Annotated in this window: 13 protein-coding genes; 6 read left to right on the top strand and 7 right to left on the bottom strand. The window is 60.2% G+C overall.

The genetic code is table 11. From position 1 onward, the window contains the following. The first annotated feature begins 71 nt into the window (after positions 1 to 71). From EI290_RS15740 to EI290_RS15730, 3 genes are all read left to right on the top strand, one after another. Positions 72 to 5,078: a DNA repair ATPase gene (locus tag EI290_RS15740; RefSeq protein ID WP_125432342.1), complete on the top strand. Its 5,007-nt coding sequence runs from the start codon at positions 72 to 74 to the stop codon at positions 5,076 to 5,078. A gap of 12 nt (positions 5,079 to 5,090) precedes the next feature. Next, on the top strand, positions 5,091 to 5,516 hold the full coding sequence (locus EI290_RS15735) for a DUF3592 domain-containing protein (protein WP_185817027.1): 426 nt from the start codon (positions 5,091 to 5,093) through the stop codon (positions 5,514 to 5,516). Positions 5,517 to 6,184: 668 nt separating this feature from the next. Next, entirely contained in the window at positions 6,185 to 6,610 is a 426-nt protein-coding gene (locus tag EI290_RS15730) for a DUF3592 domain-containing protein (protein WP_125432338.1), read from the top strand. Between the two features lie 234 nt (positions 6,611 to 6,844). Here the strand turns inward: EI290_RS15730 and EI290_RS15725 are convergent, their stop codons facing one another. Together EI290_RS15725 and EI290_RS15720 are read right to left on the bottom strand one after the other, a co-directional pair. Further along, a complete protein-coding gene (locus tag EI290_RS15725; RefSeq protein ID WP_125432336.1) occupies positions 6,845 to 7,186 on the bottom strand; it encodes a DUF5615 family PIN-like protein in 342 nt (113 codons plus the stop codon). A gap of 6 nt (positions 7,187 to 7,192) precedes the next feature. Beyond that, a complete protein-coding gene (locus tag EI290_RS15720; RefSeq protein ID WP_125432334.1) occupies positions 7,193 to 7,426 on the bottom strand; it encodes a DUF433 domain-containing protein in 234 nt (77 codons plus the stop codon). Positions 7,427 to 7,527: 101 nt separating this feature from the next. On the opposite strand from EI290_RS15720, the gene EI290_RS15715 reads away from it, so the two are divergent. Continuing rightward, entirely contained in the window at positions 7,528 to 8,064 is a 537-nt protein-coding gene (locus EI290_RS15715) for a pyridoxamine 5'-phosphate oxidase family protein (protein ID WP_125432332.1), read from the top strand. A 210-nt stretch (positions 8,065 to 8,274) separates the two neighbouring features. Then, the gene (locus tag EI290_RS15710) at positions 8,275 to 9,360 is read left to right on the top strand and encodes a fatty acid desaturase family protein (RefSeq protein WP_125432330.1); all 1,086 of its coding nucleotides are present in this window, start codon (positions 8,275 to 8,277) and stop codon (positions 9,358 to 9,360) included. 38 nt (positions 9,361 to 9,398) lie between these two features. On the opposite strand, the gene EI290_RS15705 is transcribed toward EI290_RS15710, so the two are convergent. Beyond that, the gene (locus tag EI290_RS15705; RefSeq protein WP_125432328.1) at positions 9,399 to 9,746 is read right to left on the bottom strand and encodes a DUF3140 domain-containing protein; all 348 of its coding nucleotides are present in this window, start codon (positions 9,744 to 9,746) and stop codon (positions 9,399 to 9,401) included. 156 nt (positions 9,747 to 9,902) lie between these two features. Between EI290_RS15705 and EI290_RS15700 the strand changes: the two genes are divergently transcribed. Continuing rightward, positions 9,903 to 11,222 carry a flavin monoamine oxidase family protein gene (locus EI290_RS15700; RefSeq protein WP_185817026.1) on the top strand — a complete coding sequence of 440 codons (1,320 nt, stop codon included), beginning with the start codon at positions 9,903 to 9,905 and terminating at the stop codon, positions 11,220 to 11,222. A gap of 292 nt (positions 11,223 to 11,514) precedes the next feature. Here EI290_RS15700 and asnA read toward each other — a convergent pair whose 3' ends face one another. From asnA to EI290_RS15680, 4 genes are all read right to left on the bottom strand, one after another. Next, positions 11,515 to 12,522: an aspartate--ammonia ligase gene (gene asnA, locus EI290_RS15695; RefSeq protein WP_125432324.1), complete on the bottom strand. Its 1,008-nt coding sequence runs from the start codon at positions 12,520 to 12,522 to the stop codon at positions 11,515 to 11,517. Between the two features lie 442 nt (positions 12,523 to 12,964). Next, positions 12,965 to 13,681 (bottom strand): PD-(D/E)XK nuclease-like domain-containing protein, encoded by a 717-nt coding sequence (locus EI290_RS15690; protein WP_125432322.1) that lies wholly within the window; start codon positions 13,679 to 13,681, stop codon positions 12,965 to 12,967. Between the two features lie 427 nt (positions 13,682 to 14,108). Next, positions 14,109 to 15,089: an NADP(+)-dependent, decarboxylating phosphogluconate dehydrogenase gene (locus EI290_RS15685; RefSeq protein WP_125432320.1), complete on the bottom strand. Its 981-nt coding sequence runs from the start codon at positions 15,087 to 15,089 to the stop codon at positions 14,109 to 14,111. 217 nt (positions 15,090 to 15,306) lie between these two features. Continuing rightward, the gene (locus EI290_RS15680) at positions 15,307 to 15,930 is read right to left on the bottom strand and encodes a cyclase family protein (RefSeq protein WP_125432318.1); all 624 of its coding nucleotides are present in this window, start codon (positions 15,928 to 15,930) and stop codon (positions 15,307 to 15,309) included. Between the last annotated feature and the right edge of the window lie 102 nt (positions 15,931 to 16,032).

Genomic DNA, 16,032 nt, shown 5'->3' with positions numbered 1-16,032 from the left:
ACCTAAATCATCCGCGCCGCCGTGGCTCCCCCTCTCCCGGAGGGGAGGGGGCCGGGGGGCGGCCCCCCCCCATGAACCAACTCGAAACCGGCACCTACGAAATCCTGCGCAACCGCCTGCTCAAAAGCAGCACCGACCTGCGCCAGCGCCTCGATAAGCTGAATACCGAGCGTAAGCAGGTGTTCGGGGCCGTGGATACCCGCCTAATTGGCACGGGCCGCATTACCACCGAAAACAACTGCGTGCCCTGGGATATGGTGCCGGTGGGGCAGCGGTTCATCTTTGGGTATAATGTGGTGCTGGGGCTGAAGGCCGAGCCGGACCTGGCCGACGTGTTTGGGGTGTACGAGTACCAGGAGCACGACTTCCGGCCGCTGGGCCTGGAGCTGCTGCAGCACCCGCAGTTTCTGGAGGAGTTCCGTAACCTGTACCGCTACTACAAGAACACCCAGTTCGTGAAGTTCGCCGTCATTGGCGTGCACCTGTTCATGGTGTTTCGGGTGGGTAAGAGTGCTTCGGATGTAAAGACGTTTAAGTGGCTGCTGCAGGGCGACACGCTCACCTACCTGGACAACCGCTCCGACCACGAGTACACCTTCCCGCCCCAGCATGAGTTTCAGTGGAAGCGCGCCACCCGCGACATGCAGCGTGGCGGCAAACACCCCCACATCAGCATCGAGGAAAAGGTGTTTGTGGAAACCGTGGGCGGCGACCTGACCATCAAAGTAGAGGATAATACCAGCACCGGCCAGGGCATTCTGGCCGAGCCGGTAGACGACAAGGACCAGACCCTCGACGACTCGGAAATCTACTTTGCGGTGGTGGGCAACCTGATTCTGCTGAAGATCCGCCCCTACCAGGAGCAGCAGTACCGCTACTTTATCTTCAACCACAAGCTCAAAACCGCCCAGCGCCTCGATGCCCTGGCCGATGCCTGCGTGCTGCTGCCCGACGGTCAGGGCCTGATTTTTCCGCACGGCTTCTACCTGCAAACCGGCGACAATAAGCTGTTCGACAACGGCCTGCGCGACATGCTGTTTGAGAAGCGCGTAGTGTCGCCGAACGGGGAGGATTTCCTGTACGTGTTCTTCAACAAGGACCACGGCACCTACCTGCTGCTGAGCTACAACCGCATTGCTCAGCGCGTGGACAACCCCATTGTGTGCCACGGCTACGCGCTGTTTGAGAACGGGGAGCTGTGCTACTTCCGGGCCGACGACGAGCCTAAGAAGCACCACGCCGTGCAGATCTGGCAGACGCCCTACACCGCCCCCGATTTCCAGCTGCCCGTCACCTCCGACTCCTACCTCTACAAGCTGGGTAACAAGGAGATAGTGCGGGCTATGAGCGAGGTGCAGGAGGTGCTGACCCTCGCCGGCAAAGACGACAGCTACGCCGGCCTCTACCTCGACCTGATCCGCCAGACCACCGCCCTCACCGACGCCTACCACTGGCTGCGCGAGCCCGCCGCCCAGGCCCTGGCCGAGCCGCTGGCCGAAATCCGGCAGACGGCCACGGCGGCGGTGGAGGAGTTTGAGAAGGTGCAGAGCCTCCGCAAGAACACCGCCCAGCAAACGGCCACCGTGTTCCAGAAAGCCGAGGAGCTGACCGGCCGCATCCGCCGCTCGGCGCCCGATTCCGTCACGGAGTTCGTGCAGTTGCTGGGCGAATTGCGCGGAGTGCGGGGCGAGGTGATTTCGCTCAAGGAGCTGCGCTACGTAGAGCTGCCGGCCGTGGAAAAGCACGCCGCTGACCTCGAAGCCCTGAGCAAGGAAGTGGCGCTGCAAACCGTGGATTTCCTGCTTCGGCCCGATGCCCTCCTGCCCTACTCTCAGCGCGTGCAGGCTATTGCCGACGGCGTGGAGCAGGTGCAGAAAACCGTGGAAGCCGACCAGCGCGAGCAGGAAACCGCCGCCGTGGCCCAGGAGCTGGAGCTGCTGATTGAGGTAGTCAGCAACCTGCCCATCCCCGACCCCACCCAGACCACGGCCATCATCGACAACATCTCGACGGTGTACGCCCGCTTCAACCAGATTCGGGCGGCGCTGAAGCGGCGGCGGCAGGCCCTGGCCGGCACCGAGGCCCAGGCCGAATTTACGGCCCAGCTGAAGCTGCTGGAACAGGCCCTCACCAACTACCTCGACCTCTCGGACACTCCCGCCAAGTGCGACGAGTACCTGACCAAGCTGATGGTGCAGCTGGAGGAGCTGGAAGGCAAGTTCCCCGACTTCGACCAGTTCATTGAGCAGCTCACCACCCGCCGCGAGCAGGTAATAGAGGCGTTTGAATCAAAGAAAACCGCCCTGGTGGCGGCCCGCAACCAGCGCGCCACGGCCTTGCTGCAAAGCGCCGAGCGGCTGCTGAAAGCGGTGCAGAGCCGCGTCAGCCGCCTCGAATCGGTGGCCGACATCAACGGCTACTTTGCCGCCGACGTAATGGTGGAGAAGGTACGCCAGACCGCTCAGGAGTTGCTCAACCTCGGCGACTCGGTGAAATCGGACGACGTGCAGAGCCGGCTGAAAACCCTGCGCGAAGACGCCGTGCGCCAGCTCCGCGACCGGGCTGACCTCTTCGCCGACGGCGGCCAGACCCTGCGCTTCGGCTCCCACGCCTTCACGGTGAACACCCAACCGCTGGAGCTAACCGTGGTACTGCGTGACGGTGACCTGCACTACCACCTCACCGGCACCAACTTCTTCCAGAAGATAACCGACTCCGCCCTGCTGGCTTCCCGGCCCGTGTGGGAGCAAACTGTGGTGTCGGAAAACCAGGACGTGTACCGGGCCGAGTTTCTGGCCTGGCGCATTCTGAAGGCCGCCCACCACCCTGCGCCCGCCAACCCCGAGGCCGGCCGCCCCGCCGTGCTGTCGGTGCCCGAGCTAACCCACCTCGGCCCCGCCGAGCTGCTAACCTACGTGCAGCAGTTTATGGCCGCCCGCTACCAGGAAGGCTACCTCAAAGGCGTCCACGACCATGACGCTACCCTGCTGCTCACGGCCCTGGTGCGCCTCACCCGCACAGCAGACTTACTCCGCTACCCCGCAGATACCCGCGCCGCCGCGGCGCTCTACTGGCTGCGCTTCGCCGACCCCGACCAACGCGCCCACTGGGAGCGGCAGCTACAGGGCATCGGAGTGCTGCTGCAGGTCTTCCCCGATTCTCAGGAGTTCGACCAGCTGAAAGCTGAGCTGCAAGCCGCCGTCGAGACCTTCGCCGCCCAAACCGGCCTCTTCACCCCCGATCAGGTGCAGGAAGCTGGCGACTACCTCTTCCACGAGCTGACCCACACCGGCACCTTCATCATCTCCCAGGAAGCCGCCGACCTCTACCACCAATTCGAAAAACAGCTCCAGGAGCGCCGCGCCACCGACCTGTTCCAGCAGTCCATCCAGCAGCTCCAGGAGCAGCCCGTAGCGCAGTTCCAGCTGGTGCGGCAGTGGGTGCAGAGTTGCCTCACCCCCCGGCCCCCTCTCCAGGGGGAGAGGGGGAGCCAGTCGATAAATAACGGTGCTGGCCTAACTCAAACCCAACTACAAGAGTCATCCAACGATGTCAATCGTCAGGCTCCCCCCTCTCCCCCTGGAGAGGGGGGCCGGGGGGGTGGGGTCCTCGAAGCCGCCGTCCTCCTACTCACCCAAACCTACGACTCCGCCCGCGTGGTGCACACCCCCACCACCGAAACCCTCGCAGGCTTCCAGGGCACCCACCCGCGCATCATCAACGACCGGACCTACCAGCTCAACTTCCCCGAGTTCCGCCGTCGGCTGTTGCACTACGACCGCGCCACGGTGGCGCAGTACGAACAGTTTCAGGAGGTGAAGAAGCAGCTGCTGGCGCGGGCGGCCGAGGAGTTGCGGCTGGAGGATCTCCGGCCCCGGGTGCTCACGTCGTTCGTGCGCAACCAGCTGATTGACAAGGTATATTTGCCGTTGATTGGAGCCAACCTGGCCAAGCAGATCGGCACGGCCGGCGAGGGCAAGCGCACCGACCTGATGGGGTTGCTGCTGCTCATTTCGCCGCCCGGCTACGGCAAAACCACCCTCATGGAGTATGTGGCGAATCGGCTGGGGCTCATCTTCATGAAGATCAACGGGCCGGCCATCGGGCACGCCGTGACCAGCGTAGACCCCGCCCAGGCCCCCAACGCCGGGGCGCGGCAGGAGCTGGAGAAGCTAAACCTGGCCTTCGAGATGGGCGACAACGTGATGATTTACGTGGACGACATCCAGCACTGCAACCCCGAGTTTCTGCAGAAGTTCATCTCGCTCTGCGACGCCCAGCGCAAGATTGAGGGCGTGTACCAGGGCCGCCCCCGCACCTATGACTTCCGGGGCCGCAAGGTGGCCGTGGTGATGGCCGGCAACCCCTACACCGAAAGCGGCGACGTATTCCAGCTGCCCGACATGCTGGCCAACCGCGCCGACATCTACAACCTCGGCGACATCCTCACGGCCGGCTCCGAAGACGCTTTCCGCCTCTCCTACCTCGAAAACGCCCTCACCAGCAACGCCAGTCTGGCCCGCCTCGCCACCCAAAGCCCCCAGGACGTGCCCGCCCTCATCCGCCTCGCTGAAACCGGCCAGCAGGACGGCCTCAGCTTCGAGGGCAACCACTCGCCCGAGGAGCTCAGCGAGTACGTGGCCGTGCTGCAAAAGCTGCTGCGCCTGCGCGACGTAGTGGCCCGGGTAAATGCCGCCTACATTGCCTCTGCTGCCCAGGCCGACGCCTACCGTACTGAGCCGCCGTTCAAGCTGCAGGGCTCCTACCGCAACATGAATAAGCTGGCCGAGAAAGTCCGCCCCGTGATGAACGACCAGGAAATAACCGACCTGCTGGCGGCCCACTACGAAAGCGAAGCCCAAACCCTGACCAGCGCCACCGAAGCCAACCTGCTCAAGCTGCGCGAGCTGCTCGGCTGGCTCACGCCCGAGCAAGCCGCCCGCTGGCAGCAAATCAAGCAAACCTACCTCGACAACCTCCACCACTCCGGCAACGGCCAGCTCCTGCAGATGCTGGAGAAACTGGAAAGCATTGCCGGCGGGTTGAGTGGGATTCGGGAGGCGCTGAAGCGGGAGTAATCTATGTTTGATATGAGCCTTGAACTTCAAGTATTCATGTGGTTTGCTCTAGGAGCCGCATGCTTACTGTCCGGTAACACGTTGCGCAATAAATATCAGCGTCTAACTCGAAACGGCAAACTAGCTACAGGCATTGTTAACGGTGTTATCGACGATTCTTGGCTAAAGATTTTTGGTGATAATGGCATCTATCATCACTCTATTCGATTTATTACCGCTGACAAACGCTGGATTTCGAAAAGCTACATCAGCTTACTTGATGATCTAGAGAAACGTTATTCTGAAGGAGAGTCAATTGACGTAATTTATAATCCTGCTGATCCGGAGGAGTTTATCGTCGGCTCATCACCCAATAGTTTAGGACCTATAGTATTCATGCTTATTGGCTTGGGACTTATCATGTACTCTATATGGATACTTTTGAGTGGCTATATATAAAGGATATGATTATTTATTCGCTCGCGCTTAGCGCATACTATCTACTATAGATGCTGGACAGGGTCTTAGTAGTATAGAGTTACAATAGGAATACGCCCACCTCTTTCAGGTATGTTCGACACAGTATTCATCTTATTCTCTACTATAGTAGTCAGCATCATTGTAGTACTTATTTTCTTGAATAGGGGGCAATACAGCAGAATAGAGATTCTGAGGCGAGGCGTACGCACGCAGGGAGAGGTGATAGATCTGGACTTCTATGGATTAGACCTACTCTACCGCTTACCTACTGTGCGCTTTAAAATTCAGAACGGGCAAGTTGTAACCTTTACCTCGTCCGCAAAAACCCTGTGAATGAACTCAGAAAAGGCCAGAAAGTGGAAGTATGTTATCTTCCGATAGCACCAGAGCAGTTTGTAATTGTTTCGGGACTGGATGTCTTAATTAGACCAAAGACTCAAGCGACCAAAAGACCCTATCGACTTACCAAAGGGGAAGAACCCAGTTCAAGAAGACATGGGTAGTAGCTTGATAACAGCAAATATGTTGAGTGGTAATTGTTGTAGCGCCGATTCGAACTTACTTGTACCAGCTACTCATTCCTGACCGCCTAGCATCATACATAAGGCGTTAGAACTAGAGTAAGCGTAATCTAAATATTGACATAAATGCCTACCAATTATTTAGCAGTGGCCGGTGTATCAGTGGTCCTTCTAGGTATCAGCGTTTACAAGGTACGTGAAGCTTTGCAGCAACTAATCCTCCGGCGGCATGGAGTTACAACTATTGCTGTTGTGCTTACAGTTCAGCGGGTTGAACAGAAGAATTCGCCTATGTTTCATCTAACAGTTACTTACCTCGATGCTGAAAAGAACCGGCACCAAATCCGACTTACTGCACCGAATTCAGAGGACCGTTTTTATGATTATAAAACGGGCGACGAAGTATTAGTTTGCTATCATCCACAGCATCCAGACCAATGTGAGCTAGCAGAAGTATTGGATATACCCTGGTGGAGCGGGCCATTAGTACCAGCCATTTTTCTAGGTGCCACTGGTTCATATTTCCTACTAAAAGCTCTTCCTTGTATCTAACAGGCCATAATTCGTGCAAACCCATAGCATTATAGTCTTGCTCACTCGCTAAACCCTTCTACCGCATGGGCAAGCACTACCCTGCTATCAGCGCCGACACTCAGGCCTTTATCGAGCGGCAGCACGTGTTTTTCGTAGGCACGGCTGCTGCGGATGGGTGCGTCAACATCTCGCCCAAGGGCCAGGATACTCTGCGCGTGCTTGGTGCCAACCGCGTAGCCCATTATAATTGCCTCACCCCAGCCGCAGCAACAACATTCCGAACTCCATCTGCGCCCCCAGAAACTCGCGCAGCTGAGGAAGCCGCGCCAGCAGAAACTCAGCTAGTTTTGCTACCGGCACCTGCGCGTTCTGCACGGCCACGACGCGGGGCGGAAATCCTTCGGCCAGTACCAGCCGCAGAAAATCTTCATCCTTAGTTAGCACATCGTAGCCCTGCTGCCGGGCATAGCGCCAGATGGTCGTATCCGAACTGTTGTCCAGGCCAATATCCCGGACGTGTATTACCTCCGCGCAATAGGGGCGCAAGTAGGCTACAAGCCGCCACGATATATTCTCGTCGAGCAGTAGGCGCATGTCAACTTAGGCTACCGACAGCAGCACTACACTTTCCTTATAGGCCGCATACAGCAGACAGGCCCGCACCTGCTCCGGCCCAATAGCCGGAAAATCTTCTGCTATATCGGCCGTGTTCATGCCGTTAGCCAGCATTTCCAGCACCTCTGCCACCGTCGTGCGGGTTCCTTTCACAATGGGCTTCCCGAAGCGTACCTGCGGGTTCAGCTCGATATAGGCTGTAATAGCGGCGGTATCCATGGCAACGGAACGGAGAAAAAAGGTATACGTCAAAAGTAACGAAAACACCTAACTGAAGCACAACACTCCTACCTTGCTTGCCCGCTAACCCCCACTTCCTCATGGGTAAGCACTACCCCGCTATCAGCGCCGACACTCAGGCCTTTATTGAGCAGCAACACGTGTTCTTCGTGGGCACGGCTGCTGCGGATGGGCGCGTCAATATTTCGCCCAAGGGCCAGGATACCCTGCGCGTGCTTGGTGCCAACCGCGTGGCCTGGCTGAACCTAACCGGCAGCGGCAACGAAACCGCCGCCCATTTGCGGGAGGTAAACCGCATCACGCTGATGTGGTGCGCCTTCGAGGGCCGGCCGAACATTCTGCGCCTCTACGGCACCGCCACCGTGTACCACCCGCGTGATGCGGAGTGGGCCGAGCTGCTGCCGCTGTTTCCGCCGTTGCCCGGGGCCCGGCAGGTAGTGGTGGTTGAGGTGGACCTGGTGCAAACGTCCTGCGGCATGGCGGTGCCCTTCTTCGAGTACCAGGCGGAGCGCAACGAGCTAAACCGTTCCATGGAAAAGCGCGGCCCCGAGCAGGTAGAGCAGTATTGGCACGACCGGAACACCCGTAGCCTCGACGGCAAGCCTACCGGTATCTGAGCCGACCCGCCAGCAGGCCCTGGGTTTGCCAGTTGCCCCGCAAACGGAACGCATAGGCAATTAACCTGGTTGAAGAGAGAAACGTGGCTCGTGCGCCTGCGGGCTGCCGCCCCTTACTGCCGCTCCCTGGCAAAAAGCCGTAGGTTTACGTTTTCATACATTCATAGCCGAAGCGGTCCGGACTGCTCTAGCGCAGCCAACCACTTCCTTATGCGTGCCACCCTCAAGTTTACCAACGTCGCCCGTTCGACGTTCTTCGCCACCGTGCGGCAGCGGGCCGATGCCTACTTCGCCAGCCGGCAGCTCTCCCGCCACGCCAACGCGACCATGTGGGCCAAGGCGCTGTTTTTCCTGGGCAGCTTCGGGCTGCTGTACTGCCTGATACTGTTTGGCTCGTTTGGCCCCCTGGCCCTGCTGGGGTTGGCCGGGCTGCTGGGTGCCTGCTGCGCGTTCATCGGCTTCAACATCTGCCACGACGCCTTGCACCACGCCTTTTCGGCCAACAAGCGGGTGAACCGTTTTTTTAGCCTGCTCTTCAACCTGATTGGGGCCAACCCCTACGTGTGGACCATCACGCACAACGTGGTGCACCACACCTACACTAACATTCCCGGCCACGACGAAGACATTGAGGTAGCGCCGGGGTTGGTGCGGCTGTCAGCCGAAGAGCCGCTCCGGCCGTGGCAGCGCTACCAGCAGCTGTACGCTTTTCCGCTGTACGGGCTGGCCTCCCTCTCCTGGGTGCTGCGGAAAGACTACGTGAAGTTCTTCCGCCGCAAAATCGGCGAGCATCCCACGCCCTCCCACCCGCGCCGCGAGTACATCAATCTGTTTGCTTACAAGGCCCTGTACTACCTGCTCTTTATTGTGGTGCCTTTGCTGGTGCTGGATATTACCTGGTGGCAGTTTGTAGTGGGGTTTCTGGTCCTGCACTTCGTGGAGGGGCTGGTGCTGGGGCTGGTGTTCCAGCTGGCGCACGTGGTGGAAGGCACGGCCTTTCCCCAGCCCGATGCCAGTGGCGACATGCAGGAGGCCTGGGCCGTGCACCAGCTGCGTACCACAGCCAACTTTGCCCCGCGTAGCGCCCTGGCCAGCTTTCTGTGCGGGGGCCTGAACCGGCAGATTGAGCACCACCTGTTTCCCAACGTCTGCCACGTGCACTACCCGGCGCTTTCCCACATTGTGCGGGAAACGGCCCGGGAGTTTGGATTGCCCTACCTGGAAAATCCTTCATTTGCCGCGGCCCTTCGCTCCCACTACCGTATTCTGCACAAGCTGGGCCGGCCGGCGGCGTAACCGGCAGCGCCGGCGGGGTGCGCCAGCGCTGCCAACGGCTACTTTTTCAGCGGGTCGTGGCCCCAGTTCATGAGGGAATAGCGCCAGCGGGAGGTTTCTACGTCTTTTTTATCGTGGGGGCCCTGGGCCAGGTGGCGGCTGATGTAGCTGTGCACCTTGTGCATGTGCTCCTCGTCGGCGGCAGTGAGGTCGGCTTTTTTCTTGTGCAGAATCCGGATGATTTTCTCGCCCGAATGGTGGCCGATGCTGCTTCCGTCGCCGCTGTCCTGGCCCACCGACTTCGACTCCTCGGTTTTCAGCCATTTCTCCAGCTCGGTGGCCGTCATGTTCACCTCCTGCTTGAAAGAGGTATAAATATCATCGGGGGTTGATTTGGAAGTAGCCATTGGTAGAGGTGGTTAGGTAGTAGGTGGATGCTACCGGCAAACGTATGCCCGGCCCGATGGGTTATCGGGTGGCGGCGTACTTTGCATTCGGGGTGGATGAGGCCCACTCTCCGCCCCGCCGTGTTGCCGGCCTGTTTTTCCCCCTATTCCTCTCTTGTGTTTACTTCTGATATTCTGATTCTGGGAGCCGGCGCGGCCGGTTTGCTGGCGGCCCGCACGCTGGCCCAGGCCGGCCGGCGCGTTACGGTGCTGGAAGCTCGCTCCCGCCCGGGCGGCCGCATCCTCACCTTGGGCACCGAGGCTGGTTTTAGCGCCCCCACCGAAGCCGGGGCCGAGTTTCTGCACGGCGACGTGCCGCTCACGCGCCAGCTGCTGCAAGCCTACGGCATCGGCTGGCACGATACGGCCGGCACCACCTACGAGGTAGCCAACGGCCAGGCCCGCCCCGCCGAAATGTTTCTGGAGGACCTGCCTCTGCTGCTGGAAAAGCTCGGGCAATTGCCCCAGGATATACCGCTGGCCGACTTTCTGGAGCAGTATTTTCCGGGTCCGGAATATGCGGACCTGCGCCGGCAAGCCACCAGCTTCGCGGAGGGCTACGATGCGGCCGATGCCCGCCGGGTCAGCTCCTTCGCCCTGCGCGAGGAATGGAGCGGCAACGGGGCCCAGGACTCGCCCCGGCCCGAGGGCGGCTACGCGGGCCTGGTAGCCGGTTTGGTAGGCGAGCTGCGGGCGGCGGGGGGTGAGCTGGTACTGGATGCGGTGGCGGCGCGCCTGGTCTGGCAACCCGGCCAGGCGCAGGTGTGGTGCCAGGATGGGCGGGTATTCGAGGCCCCTCAGGTACTCCTGACGGTACCGCTGGGCGTGTGGCAGGCCGCCGAAGGCCAGCCCGGCCACTTCTCCCTGGAACCCGAGCTGCCCGGGCACCGCGCCGCCGCCCAACAGCTGGGATTCGGCCCGGTTATCAAGTACCTGCTGGAGTTCCATGCGCCCATCTGGGAGCAGCTTTCTGCTGAGATAGGCCAAGCCCTGCCCGAGGTAGGCTTTCTGTTCTCGGATGCCCCCGTGCCTACCTGGTGGAGCCAGCAACCCAGCCCCCGGACCCTGCTGACGGGTTGGGTTGCTGGTCCGGCCGCTGCCCAACGCCAGCACCTCTCCCCCGCCGAGCTGCTGACCGAGGCGCTGAACTCGGTGGCCTACCTGCTGCACGCCAGCCCGGAGTACGTGCGGCAGCAGCTACGGGCGCACCAGGTAGTCAACTGGGGTACCGACCCGCTGGCGCTGGGAGCCTACTCCTATGCCGTAGTGGATGCCGCCGCCCACCGCGCCACGCTTTCCGCGCCGGTGCAGCATACGCTGTTTGTGGCCGGCGAGGGAGTGTACACCGGTCCGTACACGGGCACGGTAGAGGCGGCTTTGGTGACGGGTGCCGCCGCGGCCCGGCGTATGCTGCACGCTCCTCTGCCAGCGGGGTAAACAACGCATCAACAGCCCCATCCCCGGCAAATAAGGACGAGTCTATTCTCTTTGGATGCCGGGCAGCCTCAGCGCGGTGGCTGGGTAAGGGGCGGTGTTTTCGGTTGGGTTATTTGGTCGGGCGTTTCGGCCGGGAGCCAGTATGCGGTGCGCGCCCGGGCCACGTGAGCAACCCGCCGGGTGGCAGCTGCGGCCCGATGCCGTACCCGCGCAACCCGAAAAAGGCGGGGAAGCTACGGCCGCCAAACCTGCTTCCCCGCCCTGCCGCACTACGCAGCATTTCCGGCCGGCCTTACAGCAGCCCTACTCCGGCCTCCGCCAGCTCCTTCCGCACCGTTTCCGGCCAGATGCTTACCTGCACTTCCCCAATGTGGCCTTTGCGCAGCATGAACATGCACACCCGGCTCTGCCCAATGCCCCCCCCGATGCTCTGGGGCAGCTCATCCTGTAGCAGGCGGGAGTGAAACGACAGTTCCTGCCGGTCCTGGCAGCCTCGCAGGGCCAGCTGCCGCACCAGGGCATGCTTATCCACCCGGATGCCCATCGACGATACCTCGAAGGCAGTTTGCAGCACCGGATGCCACAGCAGAATGTCGCCGTTGAGGCCGCGGTAGCCGCTTTCGGTTTCCGTGCTCCAGTCGTCGTAATCGGGGGCGCGACCATCGTGGGGCTCCCCGTGGCTTAGCTCCCCGCCAATGCCCATCAGAAACACCGCCCCGTACTGCTTCACGGCCTCGTGCTCCCGCTCCTTGGGCGTGAGGGTGGGGTACCGCTGCAACAGGTCTTCGGCGTGCAGGAAGGTAATGTGCTTCGGCAGCACCGGCGTAACGTCGGGGTACTCGGCCGATACTTGGGCCTCAGTGGCGAGCAGGGCCGCGTAAATCTGCTCCACGGTAGCCCGCAGAAATTCGGGGGTGCGCTGCTCCGGGCCGATATGCTTTTCCCAATCCCACTGGTCCACGTAAATAGAGTGGATGGGCGAGTAGTCCTCATCAGGGCGCAGGGCGCGCATATCCGTCAGCAGGCCCCGGCCCGCCGCAATGCCCAGCTCCTGCAGGCGCACCCGCTTCCACTTGGCCAGGGAGTGCACCACCACGGCCCGGCGCTCAGCCAGCGCCTTTACCGGAAAGCCAACCGGCCGCTCGATACCGTTCAGGTCGTCGTTGATGCCGGTACCATCCAGCACCGCAATAGGCGACGACACTTTACTTAGTTGCAGCCGTGAGCTGAGTTCTTTTGCGAAAATTTCTTTTACAAAACCAATGGCCTCTTCGGTTTTTAATAATTCCTGCGCAGTCATGATGAGTGTTTATTTTACGTGTTTATGAAAAAATGTATTTCAAAAAAGGCACACGAATTCCCCTCTCCCCCGCGGGAGTTTTTTCAGGAAATTCATAAATTATTTGTGCGCTAAAAACGGGTGGCTGCCGGTTTCGTTATGGGCTTACCCGGCCCGTGGGCACAAAAAAAGCCTTCCGGGTTGCGGAAGGCTTTACAAGAAAATCAATGCTTGATTTTTCAGTTCTCCAATGGAGCAATAGCCTTCCAGTCCCGAATAAGATTATTCGAGTTATTATTCTGGAAATTATTGCGGAAATGACGCATGGTCGAGGTCAGTTGTTCGTCAGATGTATGCAAGTATAGAAATCCTGATTTACAATTACAAGAAATACGACAATTTATTTTCACTGTAATTGATTCAATAATTCCATTTTCCGGCATTACGCCACCGCAGGCAGGATTTATTCGGTTTCGCCGGTCAGGGCGTCGCGCACCTCACGCACGGCCTGTACCACCGATAAGGGCACGGGAGCATCGGCCTTGAGCAGGCGCAGCAGGCGCAGGTACTTGGCCCGGCCCTCGTTGCGCAGCAGCGGGGGCACCTCATACACAAACACTTTAAAAGGCTCCACCTTCTGCACCCCAACCAGCAGGAAACGGTCGGCCTGTAAAGCATCGGCGTAAAAAGCAGCCTGCCGGTCGTAGTCGTACTGCGAGCATTGCTCCACGAAGTGGTTATGGTCGCGGGCCATGGTGGTTTTAAAGTCGATGATGGTGTAAGGCTGACCGGGCTGGTCCACCACCAGGTCGGCGCGGAGCTTACAGAGCGTATCCGTGACGGGCTCGGTAAAAATGCAGCTAGGCTCGGGCGTACCGGTTTCCAGCAGGGCATTCACCTCGGGGTTCAGCTTCACGCCTTCCACCATCCACCACACCAGCGTATCGTTGATGCCCGGCTCACCGGGCTGGTACAGCTCGGGCTCCAGCAGGGCCGTATGAAACGCCGTACCCAGGCCCAGGGCCCCGCCCACGCTGGTGTGCGGGCGCGGAGGCCGGCCATTCAAGGCGTCGCGGAGGCGGGAAAGGTCGGAGTTGGCAATGGCCGGCAGGGCGCGGTAATCATCGTAGGGGATGCGCAGCAGATCGGGACGGGCGGGGGTAGCAGTTGATTCAGTCACGTAAAAAGAACAACGAAGCCCGGCAAAAGGCTCCGAAAAAGGACAGGTTGGGCATTTGAGTACGGAGTATACGACTTTTTGCCGGATAGGACGCCGTCAGAACGTGTACCCCGGAGCTGTGCTCCGGCCCGCGCCTGGGGGTAATTAACTCAAATTGCAGCCTATTCTAACTAGGGCTAGCAGCTAGTTCCCTTCCTTGGAAAGGAGGGGTTAGGGGTGGTTGACGTAGTTGAACGAGAGTTAGAAATTGGCTCTAAAATTCGTTCTAGCGTCAGTCCACCACCCCTAACCCCTCCTTTCCAAGGAGGGGAACTAGCTCTCTAGTTCTAACCTTCAGTACTCCGCAACTTAGGTTAATTACCTTCTCACGCGGGCCGGAGCCCAGCTCCGGGGTACACGTTCTGGCGGCGTCCGGGGTGCCCTGCTCCTACTCTTTCTCGGCCCGCTCACCGGTTTCGGGGGGCATTTCGTACTCGCCCACTCGGCCGTACTGCCGCTCCCGCTGAATGCCCTTGTCTTCGCCGTAGGGGTGGCCGCCGAAGCCGTGGCGCATCATGGCAATGGCCTTGGCCCAGGTGGGGTCCTGGTCGCGGGAGGTAAAGAGCTGCATGACGGACTGGGTAATGACCGGAATGGGCACCTCCATGTGCAGGGCGTCGGCCACCAGCCAGTTTACCTCCCCAGTATCCTCAATATAGCTGGGCACGTTGAAGCCGGCTTCCTCGTCGTACATTTTCTTCATCAGCTCCACCAGCCAGCTGCGCACCACCGAGCCGTTGTTCCAGAGGCCCAGAATGGCGCTGATATCGAGCTTCTCGCGGAAGTGGGTGAGCATACCCATACCCTCGCCGATGGCCTGGAGCATCCCGAACTCGATGCCGTTGTGCACCAGCTTCACGTAGTGGCCGGTGCCGGCCGCGCCGGTGTGCAGGAAGCCGTTGGGTACGGCGGTTTCCACGAAAAAGTCTTTGAGCTGACTAACCGCCGCTTCCTCGCCGCCCACCATGTAGCAAGCCCCGGTGCGGGCCCCGCCGGGGCCGCCGCTGGTACCGCAGTCAATAAAATACAGGCCGTTTTCCTTGAGCCGGGCCGCCCGCCGGATGGAGTCGCCCCAGTAGGAGTTGCCGCCATCCACGATGATGTCGCCTTCTTCCAGGTGGGGCTGCAGCTGCTCGATGAGGCCATCCACGGCCACGCCGGCCGGAATGTAGAGGAACACCTTGCGCGGGCGATGCAGCCGCTGCGCCAGTTCCTCAATGCTGCTGACAACGTGCAGATTTTCGGTTTCCAGGTCGGGGCGCGGGTGCAGGTCCATGCCCACTACGGGGTAGCCTTTTTCGGCGGCCTGCCGGGCCAGGCCGGCGCCCATCTTGCCGAGGCCGATGACGCCGATTTGGGTTTTGCTCATGGGGTTGGTTGTTGAAGTGACGAGGAAATGAGGTGATGAGGTGATGAAGGGATAAGTGATAAGGGAAAAAAGAACGGTCATGCTGAGCGAAGGCGGAGCCGTAGTCGAAGCATCTCTACTGAGGGTAATCCAAAGAATTAGCTAGAGGTAGAGATGCTTCGACTTCGCCTGCGGCTGCGCTCAGCATGACGGGCTACCTCATTCCTTCATCACCTCATCACTTGTCACCAATAAACCGGGCAATAACGCGGGCGGGGGCTCCGTCGGCGCCTGCAATTTTCAGGGGCAGGCATAGCAGCTCGTACTCGCCGGGCTCGGCGTGTTGTAGGGCCAGGCCTTCGATGATGCTGATGCCGGCTTCGAGCAGGATGTGGTGGGTATCGGCGGGGCCCACCGACAGGTAATCGACCCCTACGCACACCACGCCCTGGTCGCGGAGCCACTCGGCCGCATCAGCGCGCACCCGCACAAAATCGGGGTCGAAGGGCCGGGTGGACCACTCACGCCGGGAGTTGCGGGTTTTGAACAGCACCCGGCTACCGGGCCGCAGGGGCAGGTGCTCAATTTCGGGCTTCGTGATGAAGTGCTCATCCTGAATATCCACCACCAGAGCCGGGCCCATCAGGGTTTCCAGGGGGAGGCGCGTAACATCGGCGCCGTCCCGAAGGAAGTGCAGCGGGGCATCCACGTGGGTGCCGGTATGCACACTCAGGCTCATTTCCGTGACGTTGGCAGCGGCACCGTGGGCCATACTCAGCGTTTTACGGATGCGCACCGGGGCATTGTCGGGCCAGTAGGCCATCCCGTCGGATATCGTGGTGGTGAAGTCGAGCCAGATCATTTTTTGGGATGAAGGACAGGGGATTAGGGATGATGGATAAAGGATGATGGATGATGGATAAAGGATGATGGATAAAGGATGATGGATAAAGGATGGAGGAAG

The sequence above is a fragment of the Hymenobacter metallilatus genome (assembly GCF_003944705.1).
GTDB classification, from domain to species: domain Bacteria; phylum Bacteroidota; class Bacteroidia; order Cytophagales; family Hymenobacteraceae; genus Hymenobacter; species Hymenobacter metallilatus.
This window is presented reverse-complemented; position numbering and strand designations above follow the sequence as displayed.